Annotated in this window: 16 protein-coding genes; 15 read left to right on the forward strand and 1 reads right to left on the reverse strand. The window is 72.6% G+C overall.

Annotation, left to right across the window (positions count from 1 at the left end):
• Positions 1–131 precede the first annotated feature (131 nt).
• Entirely contained in the window at positions 132–1,082 is a 951-nt protein-coding gene (locus tag FHU36_RS01565) for an RNA polymerase sigma-70 factor (RefSeq protein WP_185082025.1), read from the reverse strand.
• Positions 1,083–1,338: 256 nt separating this feature from the next.
• Here FHU36_RS01565 and FHU36_RS01570 point away from each other — a divergent pair, with 256 nt between their 5' ends.
• From FHU36_RS01570 to glpK, 15 genes are all read left to right on the forward strand, one after another.
• The gene (locus FHU36_RS01570) at positions 1,339–2,190 is read left to right on the forward strand and encodes an SDR family NAD(P)-dependent oxidoreductase (RefSeq protein WP_185082026.1); all 852 of its coding nucleotides are present in this window, start codon (positions 1,339–1,341) and stop codon (positions 2,188–2,190) included.
• An 876-nt stretch (positions 2,191–3,066) separates the two neighbouring features.
• Complete coding sequence (locus FHU36_RS01575) at positions 3,067–4,212, forward strand: DUF418 domain-containing protein (RefSeq protein WP_185082027.1); 1,146 nt, start codon at positions 3,067–3,069, stop codon at positions 4,210–4,212.
• A gap of 255 nt (positions 4,213–4,467) precedes the next feature.
• Entirely contained in the window at positions 4,468–5,640 is a 1,173-nt protein-coding gene (locus FHU36_RS01580; protein WP_185082028.1) for a sugar ABC transporter substrate-binding protein, read from the forward strand.
• Complete coding sequence (locus tag FHU36_RS01585; protein WP_185082029.1) at positions 5,637–7,247, forward strand: sugar ABC transporter ATP-binding protein; 1,611 nt, start codon at positions 5,637–5,639, stop codon at positions 7,245–7,247. The genes FHU36_RS01580 and FHU36_RS01585 overlap by 4 nt, the downstream gene beginning before the upstream one ends.
• A complete protein-coding gene (locus tag FHU36_RS01590; protein ID WP_185082030.1) occupies positions 7,244–8,272 on the forward strand; it encodes an ABC transporter permease in 1,029 nt (342 codons plus the stop codon). The genes FHU36_RS01585 and FHU36_RS01590 overlap by 4 nt, the downstream gene beginning before the upstream one ends.
• A gap of 134 nt (positions 8,273–8,406) precedes the next feature.
• Positions 8,407–9,198 carry an SDR family NAD(P)-dependent oxidoreductase gene (locus tag FHU36_RS01595; protein WP_185082031.1) on the forward strand — a complete coding sequence of 264 codons (792 nt, stop codon included), beginning with the start codon at positions 8,407–8,409 and terminating at the stop codon, positions 9,196–9,198.
• Between the two features lie 110 nt (positions 9,199–9,308).
• Positions 9,309–10,358: a substrate-binding domain-containing protein gene (locus FHU36_RS01600; protein ID WP_185082032.1), complete on the forward strand. Its 1,050-nt coding sequence runs from the start codon at positions 9,309–9,311 to the stop codon at positions 10,356–10,358.
• 3 nt (positions 10,359–10,361) lie between these two features.
• Complete coding sequence (locus FHU36_RS01605; RefSeq protein WP_185082033.1) at positions 10,362–11,426, forward strand: ABC transporter permease; 1,065 nt, start codon at positions 10,362–10,364, stop codon at positions 11,424–11,426.
• Complete coding sequence (locus FHU36_RS01610; RefSeq protein ID WP_185082034.1) at positions 11,423–12,253, forward strand: ATP-binding cassette domain-containing protein; 831 nt, start codon at positions 11,423–11,425, stop codon at positions 12,251–12,253. Before FHU36_RS01605 ends, FHU36_RS01610 begins: the two co-directional genes overlap by 4 nt.
• A 15-nt stretch (positions 12,254–12,268) precedes the next feature.
• Positions 12,269–13,225 (forward strand): MBL fold metallo-hydrolase, encoded by a 957-nt coding sequence (locus FHU36_RS01615; RefSeq protein ID WP_221495731.1) that lies wholly within the window; start codon positions 12,269–12,271, stop codon positions 13,223–13,225.
• Positions 13,222–13,896, forward strand: coding sequence for a bifunctional 4-hydroxy-2-oxoglutarate aldolase/2-dehydro-3-deoxy-phosphogluconate aldolase (eda, locus tag FHU36_RS01620; protein WP_185082035.1), 675 nt, complete (start codon positions 13,222–13,224; stop codon positions 13,894–13,896). Before FHU36_RS01615 ends, eda begins: the two co-directional genes overlap by 4 nt.
• Positions 13,893–14,729 (forward strand): SDR family oxidoreductase, encoded by an 837-nt coding sequence (locus FHU36_RS01625; RefSeq protein ID WP_185082036.1) that lies wholly within the window; start codon positions 13,893–13,895, stop codon positions 14,727–14,729. The genes eda and FHU36_RS01625 overlap by 4 nt, the downstream gene beginning before the upstream one ends.
• A gap of 11 nt (positions 14,730–14,740) precedes the next feature.
• A complete protein-coding gene (locus FHU36_RS01630; RefSeq protein ID WP_185082037.1) occupies positions 14,741–15,832 on the forward strand; it encodes a galactitol-1-phosphate 5-dehydrogenase in 1,092 nt (363 codons plus the stop codon).
• The gene (locus tag FHU36_RS01635; RefSeq protein WP_185082038.1) at positions 15,829–16,893 is read left to right on the forward strand and encodes a zinc-dependent dehydrogenase; all 1,065 of its coding nucleotides are present in this window, start codon (positions 15,829–15,831) and stop codon (positions 16,891–16,893) included. Before FHU36_RS01630 ends, FHU36_RS01635 begins: the two co-directional genes overlap by 4 nt.
• Positions 16,890–18,389, forward strand: coding sequence for a glycerol kinase GlpK (gene glpK, locus FHU36_RS01640; protein ID WP_185082039.1), 1,500 nt, complete (start codon positions 16,890–16,892; stop codon positions 18,387–18,389). Before FHU36_RS01635 ends, glpK begins: the two co-directional genes overlap by 4 nt.
• Positions 18,390–18,479: the final 90 nt, after the last annotated feature.

The following is an 18,479-nucleotide window of genomic DNA, read 5'->3' on the forward strand; positions in this document are numbered from 1 at the left end:
AGAACGTTCGCGTGCTTGGCACGTGGTGACGGGGCCGCCGAGCCTCTAGGCGCTTCTGCCGATGAGCAGACCTTCGCTCAGGGTGCTCCGCGCTTTGGCGATATCGTGATCACGGCGCGGCGGCTGAAGGACTACGTCAGCGTGAGTGGGGTCTCGGATGCGACGCGGGTGAGCTTCTCCGGGTTGCGGACGTAGTAGAGGCCGGTGATGCGGGCGTCCTCGACCCGGACCGCAATGACGCCGTCGATCTCGCCGTCCACGTAGAGGAGGAGTGCCGGGTTGCCGTTGACCACGGTGTGCTCACTGGTGAGCGCGACCCGGGCCTTGCCAAGGCCGCCGACGATCATGCGGGCCACCTTGTCGGCGCCGGTGATCGGCCGCGGCGCGGCCTGCTTGACGCCGCCGCCGTCGCTGATCAGGACGACCTCGGGGGCGAGCGCGTCAAGCAGGCCCTGCAGATCCCTGGTTTCGAGCGCGGCCTGAAACGACTCCAGCACCGCCCGGGCCTGGTTCGGGGCGACCTCCTCGCGAGGGCGGCGGGCATCGACGTGCCGGCGGGCGCGGCGCGCGATCTGCCGGACGGCCGCGGGGCTCTTGCCGACAGCGGCCGCGATCTCGTCGTGACTGATACCGAAGGCCTCACGCAGCACGAAGACGGCCCGCTCGGTCGGCGACAGCGTCTCCAGAACGATCATCAGCGCCATCGACACGCTCTCGGCGAGCTCGACGTCCTCGGCCACGTCCGGCGTGGTGAGCAGCGGCTCCGGCAGCCAGGAGCCGACGTACGCCTCCTTGCGGCGACTCATGGCGCGCAGCCGGTCGAGCGAGCGCCGGGTCGTGATCCGGACCAGGTAGGCGCGCTGGTCGCGCACCTGCCCCATGTCGACCTTCATCCACCGCAGCCAGGTTTCCTGGAGAACGTCTTCGGCGTCGGCAGCCGATCCGAGCATCTCGTAGGCGACGGTGAACAGCAGGTTGCGGTGGGCGACGAACGCCTCGGTCGCCTCGGTGGCGGAGTCCGTCCGGCCACCCCCGGCGAGCGGCTCGGCTCTGCCCGTCGTCGTCTCGCTGCGCTCGTTCATGGCCGGCTCCCGCCTGTTCGCCCTCGACTGTGCTCCACGCACAAGACGCCGGCCCGCGCCACTGTGTGACACCCCACGCTCGGTGGCGTACATCACATGACCGCACTGTCACAGAACCCGGGTCGCCGGCGCCTCATGGTCGTCAGGACGCCGCGCGAACGATCCGCGCGGAACGCGACTCCACGAGTGACCGCCTTGGCACCGTCGCATGGCGACCGCCGCGCGACCGCCACCGCGGAAAGAACGGAAGGACATCATGAGCAAGGTCTGGTTCGTCACCGGTTCGTCTCGCGGTCTGGGCCGCAACTTCGTCGAGGCCGCCCTGTCACGCGGCGACAAGGTGGCCGCGACCGCCCGGAACGCCGCGAGCCTTGACGAGCTGGTCGCCGCCTACGGCGAGGCGGTGCTCCCGCTGGAGCTGGACGTGACCGACAGGGCCGCCGTGTTCGAGAGCGTGCAGCGGGCCGGACAGCACTTCGGCCGGCTCGACGTCGTCGTGAACAACGCCGGCTACGCGCAGGTCGGCGCGATCGAGGAGCTGACCGAGCAGCAGTTGCGCGACCAGCTGGAGACCAACGTGTTCGGCGCGGTGTGGGTGATCCAGGCCGCGCTGCCCCGCCTGCGCGAGCAGGGTGCAGGGCACGTCATCCAGCTGTCCTCGGCGGCCGGGCTCATGGCGTTCGCGCTCAGCGGCGCCTACAGCGCCTCCAAGTGGGCCCTGGAAGCCCTGAACGAATCCCTCGCCCAGGAGGTCGCCGGCTTCGGCATCAAGGTGACCGTCATCGAGCCCGGCGGCTTCGCCACCAGGTCCGGTAAGAACCCCGATCCCCTCGACAACGGCCACATGGCCGAGGCCGACCCGATCTACGACGGCCTTCGCCGCCGTCTCGCCGGGTTCGCGGGCAAGCAGCCCGCCGGCGACCCGGCCGCCGCGGCCCAGGCACTCCTCAAGATCGTCGACTCCGACGACCCGCCCCTGCGGGTGCTGTTCGGGCAGGGCTTCTACCCGATGCTCCAGCAGGTCTACGCCGACCGGCTCAAGACCTGGGCCGACTGGCAGGACCTTTCGGCGGAGGCTCACGGCAACCTCGATCAAGAAGATCGGTGACCCTCGCGACGATCCGGGCCGAGCCCTGATTCCGCCGCCTGCGCTCGGCGTCCGGCAGCCCTGGCCACCCGGGAGGGCCCCTGCGGCTACGGCGTTCCGGATGGACGGGTGGCGCCGGCGCCGTGGCAGAGCCCGTGGCCTTGGTCCTTGACCCGCCACCGTGGCGGAGACACCCGGCCTCCTGAGTGCATGGTGCGGTGACACGACGACGGAACGATGGGTGTCGGGCGGCCGTAGATGGTCTGCGTGATGCGCAGGCGCGGAGGCCGGTGAGGACGATCGCCTCGCTCTCCACGCGGCGGTCGGGGGGTGGCCGGCCCGCAGGTCGGGGGGTGGCCGGCCCGCCGTTCGCGGTCAGCCTGAGCCTGGACGCGCGGTCCGGGCCCGGCCCGAGACGGGGATGTGGGGGTGCGCAGCCGGCGCGAACCCCTCGCGGCATGCCCGATACGGGTGTAATGTCCGAATTTGGGCTTCTTAGCCTTCGGGGGAGGAATCATGGCTAGGACGCATTTGTCACAAGGAGTCGACTTCAGGCACGATCCATGGCACCGCCGTCGCTGGTGGCGAGGTGGCGGCTGCCGCCGTCGCTGGTGGGGCGGCGGAGGCTGGGGCTGGGGCGGCGGAGGCTGGGGCGGCTGGTGGTAGGCCGACCGCGCCAGAAGCTCTAGCCGCACAGCCGGCAACCCGTGATCGGACTCCGGCCCTCACCTGCACCACACCCACCGGCAGGTGAGGGCCGGAGGCTTGCCGGTCGCCGCCGGGGGGCACGGTGCCGGCCGGCAGGTGGGCCAGGACACGGCAACCTGACTTTGGTCTCACGGGCCCCGACCAAGGGCCGATGCCGGCGAGGGCGCGCCGCGCCTAGCGTCAGGCGCCATGACGCATGTGCAGACGCCGCAGGCCGGCCGGGTGCACGAGATCGACGCGCTGCGCGGTTTCGCGCTGGCCGGCATTCTCATCGCGAACATCGGCTTCTTCGCCGACCCGGGCTACGCCGTGGCCGGTTCGCTGCCCATCACGGACGGCCCGGTGGCGTACACCATCTCCGCCCTGGTCCTGACGAAGTTCTACATCCTGTTCTCGTTCCTGTTCGGCTACTCGTTCACGCTGCAGATGCGGGCCGCGGAACGCGCCGGGGCGAGCGTCCGCGCACGGACCGCGCGGCGCTGCCTGGGGCTGTTCGCGCTCGGCCTGGCACAGGGGCTGCTGGTGTGGGTCGGCGACATCCTCACCCTGTACGCCGCGCTGGGGCTGATCCTGCTGGCTTTACGCGGCATCCGCCCCCGTACGGCGGTGATCGTCGCGACGGCCGTCCTCGGCGCACTGACCCTGTTCTGGCTGGCCCTGGCCGCGCTGGTGAGCCTCGACCCCGCCGCGGCGACGTCCGCGTCGGATCCGGCCGAGGCCGACCGGATCATGGCCCTGGCCACCGGCGGCCCGCTCGACGTGCTGCGCATGCAACGGGAGCTGTATCCGCCGCTCGCCGCCTCGATCTGGCTCTTCCAGGGGCCGACGGCGCTGGCCATGTTCCTGCTCGGGCTGGCCGCGGGCAAGACACGACTGCTGGAGGAGCCCGGCCGCTGGGCACACCTGCTCGGCCGCGTCCAGTGGGTGGGTTTCGGGATCGGCCTGCCCGGTGGTGTCCTGTTCGCCCTGACGAGCGGCTCCTCGGGTCCGGTCGAGCTGCTGGGACTGGCCGTGAACGGCCTCACCTCGCCGCTGCTCACCGCCGCCTACGTGGCCACGCTGCTGCGGGTCGTCCGGAGGTTCCCGGCGGCCGGACGCGCGCTCGCGCCGGCGGGCCGGACGGCCGCGTCCAACTACCTCGGGCAGTCCGTGCTCGCCTGCCTGGTCTTCACCGGGTACGGCCTGGCGCTCGCCGGGCGGCTGGAGCCGATCGCCGTCATGGGCGTCGCCGCGGCCGTCTACACGGTGCTGCTGCTGCTCAGCGCGTGGTGGCTGCGCTCCCACCGGTACGGGCCCGTGGAGTACGGCCTGCGCCGCCTGACGAACTGGACCTGAGACCCGTCAAGCGCTCCGGCCCGGCGCCGCCTGCCGGGCCGGAGGCGTAGGGGCCGGGGCTGACAGGGCCGTGACCTGGGGGATCTTGTGTCGGCAGCATTTCGAAGAAATTTCCACCTAGTTATTGACGTCTAGCAGGAAGTACTGCGAACCTCGTGCTGAGCGCAACCAGCCGGTCGAGGCGCCCCCTCCGGAGTCACGTCGTGACCCCGCCACCGCGCCCCTCGACGCCGGCTTCAGGAAAGGAACCCAGTGATGAGCGTTCTCCGCGGATCTCCCCGCCTCCTCGCCATCGCGGCGTCCGTCGCCGTCACGGCGTTCGCCGCCGGATGCGGAGGCGGCCCGGCCGCCCCGGCCGGCGGGGCGCGGCAGGAGACCAGCGGACCCGTCGCCGCCTTCGACGCCAAGGTCAGGGCCGACGTCGACGCGGCGCTCGCCGCCCAGACCGAGCAGACCAACCCGGTGCCCGCCGAGGGGCCGGCGGTGGTCCCGGGCAAGAAGCTCGTCATCATTCCGTGCGCCATGGCGGTCGAGGGGTGCGCCCGGCCGGCGCGCGCCGCGCAGGAGGCCGCGAAGGTCCTGGGCTGGGATGCCTCCATCGACGACCCGGCCGGTGACGCGTCCAAGATGTCCGCGGCGATCAAGCGGGCGGTCTCGTCGGGGGCGCACGGCATCGTCCTCAACTCGATCGACGCCGCCGCCGTCCAGGGCGACCTGCGGGCCGCCCGGAAGGCGGGGCTGAGCGTGGTGTGCGACATGTGCGGCGACACGGGCGGCCTCATCCAGTCGGTCAGCCCGCCCCTGGAGGAGAACGAGCGCGCCGGCTACCTGCTCGCCCAGCAGGCGTACCTGCTGACCAAGGAGCGGTTCGGCAGCGCGCCCAGGTTCATCGTGATGCTGGACGACGAGTTCGCCACGGTGCGGGCCCGGGCCGCGGGCGTCAAGAGGTTCATCGGCGACTGCGAGGCCGCCGGAGCGGGCTGCGAGCTGGCCGCCGAGGGCAGGCACCTCGCCGCCGAGATCAGCACCACGGCCCCGAGCAGGGTCGTGCAGCTCGCCCGGAGCAACCCGCGGCACAACGTGCTGTTCGCGGGCTACGACGCGGCGCTGCACTTCTTCGCCCAGGGGCTGCGCCAGGCGGGCCTGGCCGATCCGGCGAAGGTCATCGGCATCTCGGTCGACGCCGACGTGGCCAACACCGACGACATCCGCAAGGGCGGCTTCCAGGCGGCCTCGGCCGGTGTGGCGATGCGGCGCGTCGGCTACGGCATGGTGGACGACCTCAACCGGCTGTTCTCCGGCGGGCAGCCGGTCGCGCAGGGCATCTCGGTCAAGCTCATCACCAAGGCCAACGCGCCGGCCTCCGGGTCCTGGGACGGCGACTTCGACGCCACGCCGCACTACCTGAAGCTCTGGGGAAAGCCGTGACCGCCGCCCGCCCCCCGGTCGTCGCCGTCAGGGAGCTGTCCAAGACGTTCCTCGGCCAGCGGGCCCTGGACCGGGTTTCCCTCGAGGTCCGCGCCGGCGAGGTGCACGCGCTCCTGGGCGAGAACGGGTCGGGCAAGTCGACGCTGATCAAGTGCCTGGCGGGCTACCACGAGCCGGACCGGGGCGCGGTCGTCGAGATCGACGGTGTGCCCATGGCGCTGCCGTACTCCCCCGTCCGGGCGACCGCCGCCGGGCTGCTCTTCGTCCACCAGGACCTGGGGCTCATCCCGAGCCTGACCGTCGCCGAGAACTTCGCGATCGGCCGCGGCTTCGACGCCGCCCCGGCGGGACGCATCGACTGGCCGGGCATCCGGCGGCGGGCACGGGCCGAGCTGGCCGTCCTGGGTCACGACATCCCGGTGGATCAGCCGGTCGGGCGGCTGCCGCTCGCCGAGCAGACCATCGTCGCCATCGCCCGCGCCCTGGCCGGCGCGGGGCCGGGGGCGCGGCTGCTCGTCCTCGACGAGCCCACGGCCGCGCTGCCGGACGCCGAGAGCCGCCGACTTTTCGCGGCCGTACGACGCGTCGCCGCGAGCGGCGTCGGGATCGGGTACGTCTCGCACCGGCTGCACGAGATCCTGGAGATCGGCGACCGGGCGACGGTGCTGCGGGACGGGCGGCTCGTGGACACCGTGGACGTGGCGGGACTGTCGGAACGGGACCTCGTCAGGCTCATCGTCGGCCACGACGTGGACCGCGCGCCGAGCCGCCCGGCTCCGGTCCCGGCGGGAGCCGGAGCCGGCGAGCCGCTGCTGACGGTGACCGGACTTCGGGGCGAGCGGCTGCGGGGCGTCTCCTTCGCGGTCCGCCGCGGCGAGGTGGTCGGGGTGGCCGGGATGCTCGGCTCCGGCCGCAGCGAGCTGGCCAGGCTGCTGGCCGGCGCGCAGCGCCCTCGGGGCGGTGAGATCCGGCTGCGCGGGCGGGTGGTGCGGCACCGCTCGCCGCGCGAGGCGGTGCGCGACGGCGTCGCGCTCATCCCCGAGGACAGGCGCCGCGACGGAGGTTTCCTGCAACTGCCCGTCTCCCGCAATCTCACCCTGCCGTCGGTCCGGCGGTTCTGGCGCCGGGGACGGATCTCGGGGCGGGCCGAGCGGGCCTGCGTCGACGGGCTCCTGACCGAGTTCCGGGTCAGTCCGGCCGCGCCCGAACGCAGGTTCGGCGTGCTGTCCGGCGGCAACCAGCAGAAGGTCGTCATCGCCAAGTGGTTCGCGACCGCCCCGGACCTCGTCGTCTTCGACGAGCCGGTCCAGGGCGTGGACGTCGGCGCCCGGGCGGAGATCTTCGGGCTGGTGTCGCGGGCCGCCGAGCGCGGCGCCGGCGTCCTGCTCATCTCCTGCGAGCTGGACGAGGTGCTCGGCCTGTGCCATCGCGTCCTCGTCCTGCGCGACGGCGAACTGGTCGCCGACCTGCCGGGCGAGCGGCTCGACCGGGCGTCGCTGACCCGGCTCGTCTACTTCGGGACGGAAGGCACGACAGGCACGGCGGGCACGGCAGGGACGACAGGCACAACAGGCACGGCGGGCACGACAGTGGAGAAGGCGTCATGAGCACCTCGACAGATCACGCGATGCCCACCCCGCCCGGCGTGCGGGTGGCCCGATCGGTGCGCCTGCCCGGCGGCCGGAGCGAGCCGCTGGCCCTCTTCCTGGCCAGGGTGGCGCTGCCGCTGCTCCTGCTCGCGCTGGTGGCGGTGTTCTCGCTGCTGCGCCCGGAGACCTTCTTCACCCTGGACAACCTGGGCACGGTGCTGAGCCTGCAGGCCGTCCTCGGCATCCTCGCCCTGGGGCTGCTCCTGCCGCTGATCGTCGGGGAGCTGGACCTGTCGGTCGCCGCGAACCTGGGGCTCGGCGTCGTGCTGGTCACGGGTCTCACCTCGCGGCAGGGGCTGCCGCTGGCCCTGGCCGTCGTGCTGGCCGCCGTCGTGTGCACGCTCGTCGGCGTGCTGAACGGCCTGCTCGTCACCCGGGTGGGCATCAACTCCTTCATCGTGACGATCGGGATGAGCACTGTCATCACCGGCGCCGTCTCCGCGTACACGCAGGGGAACGTCTTCTACGACGGCATTCCCCCGTCGCTGCCGGCCATCGGGCAGGGCAGGCTGCTGGGCGTCCCGCTCCCCGTGGTGTACGCGGTCCTGCTGGCGGCCCTGGTGTGGTATCTGCTGGCCCACACCCCCGCCGGCCGCTTCCTCTATGCGATCGGCGGCTCGCGGGAGGCCGCGCGGCTGAGCGGTGTGCCGGTGCGCGGGCTCACGCTGCTGGCCTTCGCCGGCGCCGGCCTGCTGGCGGGTGTCGCGGGGATCGTCCAGGCGGGCGTCCTCGGCAGCGGCAACCCGACGGTCGGGCCGCCGCTGCTGCTGCCCGCCTACGCCGCGGTCTTCCTCGGCGCGACCGCGATCCAGCCGGGCGTGTTCAACGTGTGGGGGACGATCATCGCCGTGGTCACCATCCAGGTGGGCGCGACGGGGCTGGCGCTGGTCGGGGCGCCGTTCTGGATCGAACCCGTCTTCACCGGCCTGGCCCTCATCATCGCCGTCGCCGCCGCCCGCTATCTGAAGGGCGAGGCCCTGTAGCACGGGCCACCCGCCGTCACCGCCGTCCCATGCACCGCTGGCCCATGCACCGTTCGTCCCCTCACCGTTCGTCCCAACGCCGTTCGTCCCATCACCGTTCGTCCCATCACCGTTCGTCAAGGAGACAGAGCACGATGCGCATCGACCTTTCAGGCAGGACCGCCCTCGTCACGGGCTCGACCCAGGGCATCGGCCTGGCGACCGCCGTGGGGCTGGCCGAGGCCGGCGCCTCGGTGGTGGTCAACGGCCGCGGCGAGGCCGGCGTGCGACGGGCCGTCGAGCGGATCCTCGCCGCGCGGCCCGGCGCGGACGCCCGGGGGGTGGCCGCCGACCTGGCGACCGCCGCCGGCATGGAGACCCTGGTGGCCGCCGTGCCCCAGGTGGACGTGCTGGTGAACAACCTCGGGATCTTCGAGCCGCGCGACTTCTTCGACGTCGAGGACGCCGAGTGGCTGCGCTTCTTCGACACCAACATCATGAGCGGCATCCGGGCGTCCCGGGCGTACCTGCCCGGCATGCTGGAGCGCGACTGGGGGCGCGTCGTCTTCGTCTCCAGCGAGTCGGCGCTGCAGGTGCCGCCGGAGATGATCCACTACGGCATGACGAAGACCGCCCAGCTGTCGGTGTCGCGCGGCCTGGCCGAGCGGTGCGCGGGCACGGGCGTCACCGTCAACGCGGTGCTGCCCGGCCCGACCGCGTCGGAGGGGGTCGGCGACTTCGTGATGAGGCTGGGGGTCGGCGGGGAGACGGCGCAGGACGCGGTGGACGAGTTCGTGCGCAACCACCGGCCGACCTCGATCCTGCGCCGGGCGGCCACGCCAGCGGAGGTGGCGAACATGATCGTCTATCTCTGCTCGCCGCAGGCGGCGGCCACGACCGGCGCGGCCGTGTCGGTCGACGGCGGGACCAGGCGTTCCATCGCGTGATCCCGGCCTGACGGCGGCCGGAGCGCCGTCCCACGTCCAGTGATCGAAGAAATTTCTACAATGCGAAACATGCAGAAAGCTACTTCTGCTAGCGAAAGAGAGGTGCGGCTATGACCCCTCACGCCTCCAAGACCGCCGTGGCGGTCCTGGCTCTGGGGCTGGCAGCGACCGGCTGCGGCGGTTCGGCCGCGGGGTCCGGGGGCGCGGCCGGCGGCGACGGCGTCCTCGTCGGCCTGGTCACCAAGACCGATGACAACCCCTTCTACGTCAAGATGAAGGAGGGCGCCCAGGCCCGCGCCGAGCAACTCGGCTACGAGCTGCGCCCGCTGGCCGGCAAGGGGCAGAGCGACAACGACTCCCAGGTCCAGGCCGTGGAGAACCTCGTGGCCGCCGGCGCCGAGGCCATCCTCATCACCCCGTCCGACTCCAAGGCGATCCTGCCCGCCATCGACAAGGCCCGCGCCGAGGGCGTGCTCGTCCTCGCCCTCGACTCGCCCACCGACCCGGTCTCCGCCGCCGACGGCACGTTCGCGACCGACAACTACCAGGCCGGCGTGCTGATCGGCCGGTGGGCCAAGGAGACGTTCGAGGGCAGGCAGGCCAGGATCGCCCTGCTCGACCTCAGCCCGGCCCAGGTGGCCGTCGACGTGCAGCGCGACCAGGGCTTCCTGGAGGGCTTCGGCGTCGACGTCAAGGACAGGACCCGGATCGGCGACGAGTCCGACCCGCGCATCGCCGGTCACGAGGTGACGGACGCCAACGAGGAGGGCGGGCGCACGGCGATGGAGAAGCTGCTGCAGAAGGACCGCGGCATCAACCTCGTCTACACCATCAACGAGCCCGCCGCGGCGGGCGCCTACGAGGCCATCAAGGCGGCCGGGCTGCAGGACCAGATCACCGTCGTCTCCGTGGACGGCGGCTGCCCCGGCGTGCGCGACGTCGCGGGCAAGGCCATCGGCGCCACCTCGATGCAGTTCCCGATCAAGATGGCGACCGACGCCCTGGACGCCGTGGCGGCGTACCTGAAGGACGGGACCAAGCCGGCAGCCTCGGCGGGCCTCGACTTCACCGACACCGGCGCCACGCTCATCACCGACCAGCCCGCTCCCGGCGTGCCGTCGCAGGACAGCGCGTGGGGCCTGAAGAACTGCTGGGGCTAGGCCATGTCCACGAACCCGACCGGCGTCGACGCCGCACTCGACGCCGGACCCACCGGCCGGCGGGTCGGCGAGACGCTGGCCACGCCGCCTCCGCCGCCGCTGGTGCGCGTGCAGCGGCTGCTGCACGCGCACGCCCTCGTCGGCCCGACGCTGGTGCTCGTCCTGGCCTGCGTCCTGTTCGGCCTGCTCATCGGCCCGCGCTTCTACCAGCCGGCCAACCTGTCGCTGATCGTGCAGCAGGTGCAGATCATCGGCATGGTCGGGGTCGCGCAGACCCTCGTCGTGCTCACCGCGGGCATCGACCTGTCCGTGGCGGCGATCATGGTGCTGACGACCGTCGTGGCGGGCAAGCTCGCGGTGGACGCCGGCCTGCCGGCGCCCGTGGCGCTGGTGGCCGGTTTCGCCGTGGGAGCGGCGGCCGGAGCGGTCAACGGGCTGCTGGTCACCAGGCTCCGGGTGCCGCCGTTCATCGCCACCCTGGGCACGCTCAACGTGTTCGGCGCGCTCACGCTGCTGGCCTCGCAGAGCCAGACCATCCGCGGCGCCGACCTGCCGGGCCTGTTCCTGTGGCCCGGCCGGACGTTCAGCGCGCTCGGCGCGGAGATCACCTACGGCAGCCTGCTCGTGCTGGCCGCCTTCGGCGTCGCCGCCCACGTCCTGCGCCGCACCGCGTGGGGTGAGCACGTCTACGTCACCGGCGACAGCCCGGAGGGCGCCCGGCTGAGCGGCATCCGCACGGACCGCGTCCTGCTGTCGGTGTACGTCGCGGCGGGTGTGATCTGCGCCCTGGCCGGATGGTTCCTGATCGGCCGGGTGGGGTCGGTCAGCCCCTTCTCCGGCGAGAACGTCAACCTCAGCAGCATCACCGCCGTGGTCATCGGCGGCACCAGCCTGTTCGGCGGGCGCGGCCACGTCGCCGGGACACTGCTCGGCGCCCTGATCGTCGGCGTCTTCAGCAACGGACTGACCCTGGCCGGCGTGGACGTCCTGTGGCAGACCTTCACCATCGGGGTGCTGGTCATCGTGGCCGTCGGCGTCGACCAGTGGACGAGAAGGGTCGGAGGATGACCGCATCGACCGCCGGCGGCCGCGCGTCGGCCGCCGCACCGGACCGGCGGGACGTGGCCGCGCTCACAGCACGCGGCCTGACCAAGAGGTACGGCCACATCACGGCGCTCGACGGCACCGATCTGACGCTGCGCAAGGAGGAGGTCCTCGCCGTCGTCGGCGACAACGGCGCGGGCAAGTCCACGCTGATCAAGTGCCTGTCCGGGGCGGTCGTCCCCGACGAGGGCGCCATCGAGGTGGACGGCCGGCCGGTCGCCTTCCGCGGCCCGCTGGACGCCCGCGCCGCCGGCATCGAGACCGTGTACCAGCACCTCGCGCTCGCTCCGGCCCGGGACATCGCCGCCAACGTCTACCTGGGCCGTGAGCTGCGCCGCAGGGGCTTCCCCGGCTGGGGGCTGCGCATGCTCGACCGCAGGGCGATGCGCGAGAACACCCGCGCGCTGCTGGAGGACCTGGGGCTGCTGACCATCCAGAGCCTGGACCAGGCCGTGGAGACCCTGTCGGGCGGCCAGCGGCAGGGCATCGCGGTCGCCCGTGCCACCGCCTTCGGCAGCCGGGTGATCATCATGGACGAGCCGACGGCCGCGCTGGGCGTCAAGGAGTCCCGCAAGGTCCTCGACCTGATCCTGGAGGTCAAGCAGCGCGGGATCCCGGTCATCCTGATCAGCCACGACATGCCGCACGTCTTCGAGGTGGCCGACCGCGTCCACGTCCAGCGGCTGGGGCGGCGCATCGCGTGCGTGCCCACCGCCGACCTCACGATGGCCGAGGCCGTGGCGCTGATGACGGGCGCGGCCCAGCCCGGCCCCGACCAGAACACCGACTGACAGGGAGGAGGGCACATGCGCATCCCCTCGACGATCGCCGCGAGGCCCGGGACCGCGCCGCTCGTCCGCGCGCCGGACGACGGCCCGGACGACGACCCGCACAGCGGCACGGACGGCGGCACGGCCGGTGGCGCGGACAGCGGCACGGCTGGTGGCGCGGCTGCTGGCACGAGCCTGTGGTGGCTCGGCCAGGCCGGGTTCGCGCTGCGGCATCGCGGGACGACGCTGCTGATCGACCCGTACCTGAGCGACAGCCTCGCCGAGAAGTACCGGGGCAGGCTCTTCCCGCACGCCCGGATGCACGCCCCGCCGGTCGATCCGGCGCGGCTCACCGGCGTCGACGCCGTCCTGCACACCCACGCGCACACCGACCACATGGACCCGTGGACGATCCGCGACCTGCTGCGCGGCAACACCCCGGTGTTCGTCGCCCCCCGCGCCGAGCGCGAGCAGGCGCTGCGGCGCGGGATCCCCGCCGGGCGGCTCACCGGTCTGACCGCGGGCGAACACCTGGTGCTGGGACCCGACATCGAGATCCACGCCGTGCCGGCCGCCCACGAGGAGCTGGAGACCGACGAGCGCGGCGACCACCGGTTCCTCGGGTACGTGATCCGGCTGGGCGGGCTCACGCTCTACCACTCGGGCGACTGCGTCCCCTACCCCGGCCAGGCCGAGCTGCTGGCCGGGCACGGCGTGGACGTCGCGCTGCTGCCGGTCAACGGCCGGGACGCGCACCGGCTGGCCAACGGCGTGCCGGGCAACTTCACCGTGCGGGAGGCGGCGCGGCTGTGCCGGGAGGCGGGCATTCCCACGCTCGTCTGCCACCACATCGGCCTGTTCGACTTCAACACCGTCGATCCCCGGTGGGCCGCCGAGCAGCTGCGCACGCACGCCGCCGGCCTCGACTGGCTGCTGCCGGACCTCGCCATGCCGTACGAGCTGCGGCACCGGACGGAAGGGGACAGGCCGTGAACGACGTAGCGGCGCACCTCGCGCGGCTGGGCGTGGTCCCCGTCGTGGCGATCGACCGGGCGGCCGACGCCGCGGGCCTGGGCGAGGCCCTGCTGGCCGGCGGGCTGCCCGTGGCTGAGATCACCTTCCGGACGGCCGCCGCCGCCGACGCGATCCGCGTCCTGCGCCGCGCCGCGCCCGGCGTCCTCGTCGGCGCCGGGACGGTGCTCGACCCCGCCACCGTGGACGCGGCGCACGAGGCGGGCGCCCGGTTCGTGGTGACGCCCGGCACGAACGCCGCGGTCGTCGAGCGCTGCCTGCGCCTCGGCCTGCCGGTCGTGCCGGGGGTCAACTCCCCCACCGGCGTGGAGACGGTGCGGGCCATGGGGCTGCGGCTGATGAAGTTCTTCCCCGCCGTGCCGAGCGGGGGCCTGCCGATGCTCCGCGCGCTCCACGGCCCCTACCCCGATGTCCGGTTCATGCCGACGGGCGGCATCACCGCCGGCACGTTCCGCGACTGGCTCGCCGAGCCGAACGTCACTGCCGTGGGCGGCACCTGGATCGCCCCCGCGGCCCTGCTGGCGGACCGCCGGTTCGACGAGATCGCCCGGCGGGCGGCGCAGGCCGCCGGCGCTGATCCGGCCGGCCGTCTCACACCTTCGATCACGAACTCACCTGAGGAGACATCATGAGTGACACCTACGTGCCCGCCCCGGGGTCCGCGCTGACCGGACGGGTCGCCGTGGTCACCGGCGGCGCTTCGGGCATCGGCGAGGCGGTCGGCCGGATCTTCGCGGCCAACGGGTGCAAGGTCCTGCTGCTGGACATCGACGGGCCCCGCCTGGACAAGGTCGTGGCCGGCATCAGGGAGTCCGGCGGCGTCGTGGAGGGCATCCACGCCGACGTCACCGGCGAGGAGCAGGTGCTGGACGCCTTCGCCTGGGTCACCCGCACCTGGGGACGCCTGGACCTGCTGGTCAACAGCGCGGGCCGCGACTCCCTTTCGCCGCCCGTCACCGAGGTGACGCTGGAGGAGTGGCACAAGACCATCGGCCCCAACCTCACGGCCGTCTTCCTGTGCTGCCGCGAGGCGTTCCGCATCATGGAGCGGCAGGAGAGCGGTGGCCGCATCATCAACATGGGCTCGTCCTCGGCGCGCGTCGCCTCGGGTCCGGGCCACAGCCCGTACCGCGCCAGCAAGCACGGGATGATGGGATTCAGCAAGAACATCCTGCTGGAGGGCAAGGACAAGGGGATCGGCGTCACCGTCATCAACCCCTCCCACGTCAAGACGCCGATGACGGAGATCATCGACAAGGGTCTGTACGACGGCGACATCCCCGCCTACCTCGACGGCTGGCTGGACGAGAAGGAGATCGAGGAGGGCATCCACGCGAGCTGCATCGACGTCGCCAACGTCGCGGAGGTCACCCTGTACGTGGCCACCCGCACGCCCGACGTCACCATCCCGCAGATCGCCCTGTACCCCACGCACAAGGCACATCGCTACGGCATGGAAGTGTGAGGTCGGCGACGATGAAGGCAGCCGTACTCAAGGCACCGAACGTCCTTGACTACACCGACGTGCCCGATCCGGAGCCGTTCGGCGAGCGCCCCGTCCTGGTGCGCGTCGGCGGGGTGGGCGTGTGCGGGTCCGACCTGCTGCGCTTCGCCCGGGGCACGGCCTACCACTACCCGCTCGTCCTCGGCCACGAGCTGTCCGCCGTGGTCGAACGGCCGCCCGCGGACAGCAGGTTCGCACCCGGCGACAAGGTGGCCGTCTTCCCGCTGCTGCCGCGCCGCGACGATCCGCTGGCGCAGGTCGGCGAGTGGGCGCTGAGCAGTGACTACGACTACTTCGGCTCGCGCCGGGACGGCGGCATGGCCGAGCTGCTGTGGGTGCCGGAGGCCAACCTGATCCCGGTGCCGGCCGACGTGCCGCTCGTGCACGCGGCCATGGTGGAGCCCGCCGCCGTGGCGCTGCACGGCGTGCTGAAGCTGCGCGTCCCCGCGTGCGGCAGCGCGCTGGTCATCGGGGCGGGGCCCATCGGCGCGCTGGCGGCACAGTGGCTGCGCGTCCTCGGCTGGACCCGGGTGCTGGTCGCCGACGTGGACGCGCGCAAGCGGCAGGTGATGGCGGAGCTGGGCTTCGAGGTCGTCGACGCGGCGGCGCGCGACACCGTCGAGGCGGCCAGGGACCTGACGGGCGGCGCAGGGGTGGACGCGGCGGTCGAGGCGAGCGGGTTCCCCGAGACGTTCCTGCAGACGCTGGAGGCCGTCGCGCCGGCGGGGCAGGTGCTCGTCCTGGGCGACCTCAAGGGTGACGTGACGATCCCGCGGGACCTGATCTCGTCCCTGATCCGGCGCGAGCTGACCGTGCTGGGCACCTGGAACTCGAAGATCACCCCCGCCGGGCGGAGCGAGTGGGAGATGGTGGTCGAGCACCTGCGCCGGGGTGCCCTCCGGGTGGCCCCGCTCATCAGTCACACCCCGTCCCTGGACGAGGTGCCGGCGGTGCTGGCCGACATGGCCGGGCGCCGGGTCTGGTCCAACAAGGTGGTCTTCGCCGTCTCCGACGAGGCGCGGCGGGAGGCCGGGGCGCGCCCCGGCGAGGGGAGCACGCGATGAGGGCGGCCGTCTTCCACGAACCCGGCAAGATCGTCGTGACCGAGGTGCCGGTGCCGCGCATCGAGGCCGACGAGATCCTCCTGCGGGTCCGGGCCGCGTCCATCTGCGGCACCGACCTGCGCATCTCCAGGCACGGCCACTTCAAGCTGCCCCCTGGCCGGCCCCGCATCCTCGGGCACGAGGTGGCCGGGGAGGTCGTCGAGGTGGGTTCGCGGGTGAGCGGCCACGCCGTCGGCGACCGCGTCTCGCTCACGCCGAACGTCGGCTGTGGCCGCTGCTCCCACTGCCGTGCGGGGCTGAACAACATGTGCCCGGACTACGAGGCGTTCGGCATCACCCTCGACGGCGGCTTCCAGGAGTACCTGCGGGTGCCGGGCCTCGCCCTCCAGCGGGGCAACGTCTTCCGGCTTCCGGAGACGCTGAGCTACACCGAGGCGGCGCTGGTCGAGCCGTTCTCCTGCTGCTACCGCGGCCAGCGGGCCGTCGGCGTCGGCTATGAGGACGTGGTCGTGATCATCGGGGCGGGCCCGATCGGCGCGTTCCACGTCATGCTGGCCCGCCTGGCGGGCGCCGAGAAGATCATCGTGTCCGGCCACGGCGGCCGGCGGCTGGAGGCAGCCGGCCGGCTCGGCGCGGACGTCGTGGTGGAGGTGCCCCGGCAGGACCTGGCCGAGGTGGTGGCCGAGCAGACGGGAGGGCGCGGCGCCGACGTCGTCATCACCGCCGCGTCGAGCCCGCAGGTGCAGTCCGAGGCCGTCGGCCTGCTCGCCACCCACGGGCGGCTCAACTTCTTCGCCGGGCTCGGCCGGGACGGCACCGTCCCCCTCGACGTCAACGCGCTCCACTACAAGGGCCTGACGCTGACCGGGACGACCGGCAGCAGCAACGCCGACTACGCCCGTTCCCTGCGGCTGGCCGGGGAACGGCGGGTACGACTCGACCAGCTCGTCACCGCCGCATTCCCGATCGAACGCATCGACGAGGCCTTCGAGCACGCGGCGTCGGGCGCCGGGATGAAGGCCATGGTCGTCTTCGACGGCGACAAGGAGGTCCTGCCATGACCGAGAGGTACGTCATGGCGTTCGATGCCGGAACCACCAGCATCCGCGCCATCCTGTTCGACCACGCCGGTGACGTCGTCACCGAGGCGGCGCAGGAGTTCCCGCAGATCTACCCGGAGCCCGGCTGGGTGGAGCACAACCCGCTCGACATCTGGCACACCCAGATCACCGTCGCGAAGAAGGCGCTGGAGCAGGCGAACACCGACGCCGCGCGGCTGGCCGCCATCGGCGTCACCAACCAGCGCGAGACGGTCGTGCTGTGGGACCGCGCGACGGGGGCGCCCGTCATGAACGCCATCGTCTGGCAGGACCGGCGCACGGCCGGCTTCTGCGACGAGCTCAAGGAACGCGGCCTGGAGACGTACGTGCGTGAGACCACCGGGCTGGTGGTGGACGCCTACTTCTCCGGCACCAAGCTGAAGTGGATGCTGGACAACGTCCCCGGCGCGCGGGAGCGGGCCGAGCGCGGCGAGCTGTGCTTCGGCACCGTGGACAGCTGGCTGATCTGGAACCTCACGGGCGGCCGGGCGCACGTCACCGACTACACCAACGCCTCGCGGACCATGATGTTCGACATCCACAAGCGGCGGTGGGACGACCGGCTGCTCGCCGAGCTGGACATCCCGCGCGCGGTCCTGCCGGAGGTGCGGCCGAGCAGCGAGGTGTACGGCCACACCTGCGAGTCGATCTTCATCGACGCCCGGGTGCCCATCGGGTCGGCCATCGGCGACCAGCACGCGGCGCTGTTCGGGCAGGCGTGCTTCGAGCCCGGCATGGTGAAGGCCACCTACGGCACCGGCGCGAGCCTGGTCATGCACACCGGCTCCGAGCCGGTCACCTCCGAGCGGGGCATGCTGACGACGATCGCCTGGGGGCTGGAGGGCGAGGTCGAGTACGCGCTGGAGGGGCTGATCTTCACCTCGGCGGCGACGGTCCAGTGGCTGCGCGACGAACTGCGCATCGTCTACGACGCCGAGGACACCGAGTACGCCGCCCGGCGGGTGCCCGACACCAACGGCGTGTACTTCGTGCCCGCGTTCGTGGGGCTGGCGGCGCCGTACTGGGATCCGTACGCCCGCGGCGCGATCATGGGCCTGACCCGCGGCGCGAACCGCAACCACGTCATCCGGGCGGCGCTGGAGTCGATCGCGTTCCAGATCAAGGACGTCATCGGCTGCATGGAGGAGGACTCGGGCATCCGGACCCGGGAGATCAGGGTCGACGGCGGCGCGGTGCGCAACAACTTCCTCATGCAGCTGCAGGCCGACCTGCTGGACGTGCCGGTGGTGCGGCCCACGGTGGTGGAGTCCACCTCGCGCGGGGCCGCGTTCCTGGCCGGTCTGGCCACCGGCTTCTGGCGGGACCGCGAGCAACTCACGGCCGCCTACCGCGTCGAGCGCGAGTTCGTGCCCGACATGCCGCCCGAGCGCCGTGAGGCGATGTACGCGGGCTGGAAGAAGGCCGTCCGGCGGGTGAGGGACTGGGAGAGGGACTAACCCCCCGCAGCACGACATATCCGCGTTCCGTGGGTGCCGGCGATGCCGGTGCCTCGGACGAGCACGCTCTCGATCAGGAGAGGGAGAAGC

Origin of the sequence: Nonomuraea muscovyensis (assembly GCF_014207745.1) — a bacterium.
In the GTDB taxonomy this organism is placed as follows: Bacteria; Actinomycetota; Actinomycetes; order Streptosporangiales; family Streptosporangiaceae; genus Nonomuraea; species Nonomuraea muscovyensis.

Excerpts from the sequence above, each read along its gene's own strand:
- FHU36_RS01625 (WP_185082036.1), top strand. The coding sequence starts at position 13,893 with ATGAGTGACACCTACGTGCCCGCCCCGGGGTCCGCGCTGACCGGACGG.
- FHU36_RS01565 (WP_185082025.1), bottom strand. The coding sequence starts at position 1,082 with ATGAACGAGCGCAGCGAGACGACGACGGGCAGAGCCGAGCCGCTCGCC.
- FHU36_RS01580 (WP_185082028.1), top strand. The coding sequence starts at position 4,468 with ATGAGCGTTCTCCGCGGATCTCCCCGCCTCCTCGCCATCGCGGCGTCC.
- glpK (WP_185082039.1), top strand. The coding sequence starts at position 16,890 with ATGACCGAGAGGTACGTCATGGCGTTCGATGCCGGAACCACCAGCATC.
- FHU36_RS01615 (WP_221495731.1), top strand. The coding sequence starts at position 12,269 with ATGCGCATCCCCTCGACGATCGCCGCGAGGCCCGGGACCGCGCCGCTC.
- FHU36_RS01575 (WP_185082027.1), top strand. The coding sequence starts at position 3,067 with ATGACGCATGTGCAGACGCCGCAGGCCGGCCGGGTGCACGAGATCGAC.
- FHU36_RS01605 (WP_185082033.1), top strand. The coding sequence starts at position 10,362 with ATGTCCACGAACCCGACCGGCGTCGACGCCGCACTCGACGCCGGACCC.
- FHU36_RS01595 (WP_185082031.1), top strand. The coding sequence starts at position 8,407 with ATGCGCATCGACCTTTCAGGCAGGACCGCCCTCGTCACGGGCTCGACC.
- FHU36_RS01570 (WP_185082026.1), top strand. The coding sequence starts at position 1,339 with ATGAGCAAGGTCTGGTTCGTCACCGGTTCGTCTCGCGGTCTGGGCCGC.
- FHU36_RS01635 (WP_185082038.1), top strand. The coding sequence starts at position 15,829 with ATGAGGGCGGCCGTCTTCCACGAACCCGGCAAGATCGTCGTGACCGAG.
- FHU36_RS01600 (WP_185082032.1), top strand. The coding sequence starts at position 9,309 with ATGACCCCTCACGCCTCCAAGACCGCCGTGGCGGTCCTGGCTCTGGGG.
- FHU36_RS01610 (WP_185082034.1), top strand. The coding sequence starts at position 11,423 with ATGACCGCATCGACCGCCGGCGGCCGCGCGTCGGCCGCCGCACCGGAC.
- FHU36_RS01630 (WP_185082037.1), top strand. The coding sequence starts at position 14,741 with ATGAAGGCAGCCGTACTCAAGGCACCGAACGTCCTTGACTACACCGAC.
- FHU36_RS01590 (WP_185082030.1), top strand. The coding sequence starts at position 7,244 with ATGAGCACCTCGACAGATCACGCGATGCCCACCCCGCCCGGCGTGCGG.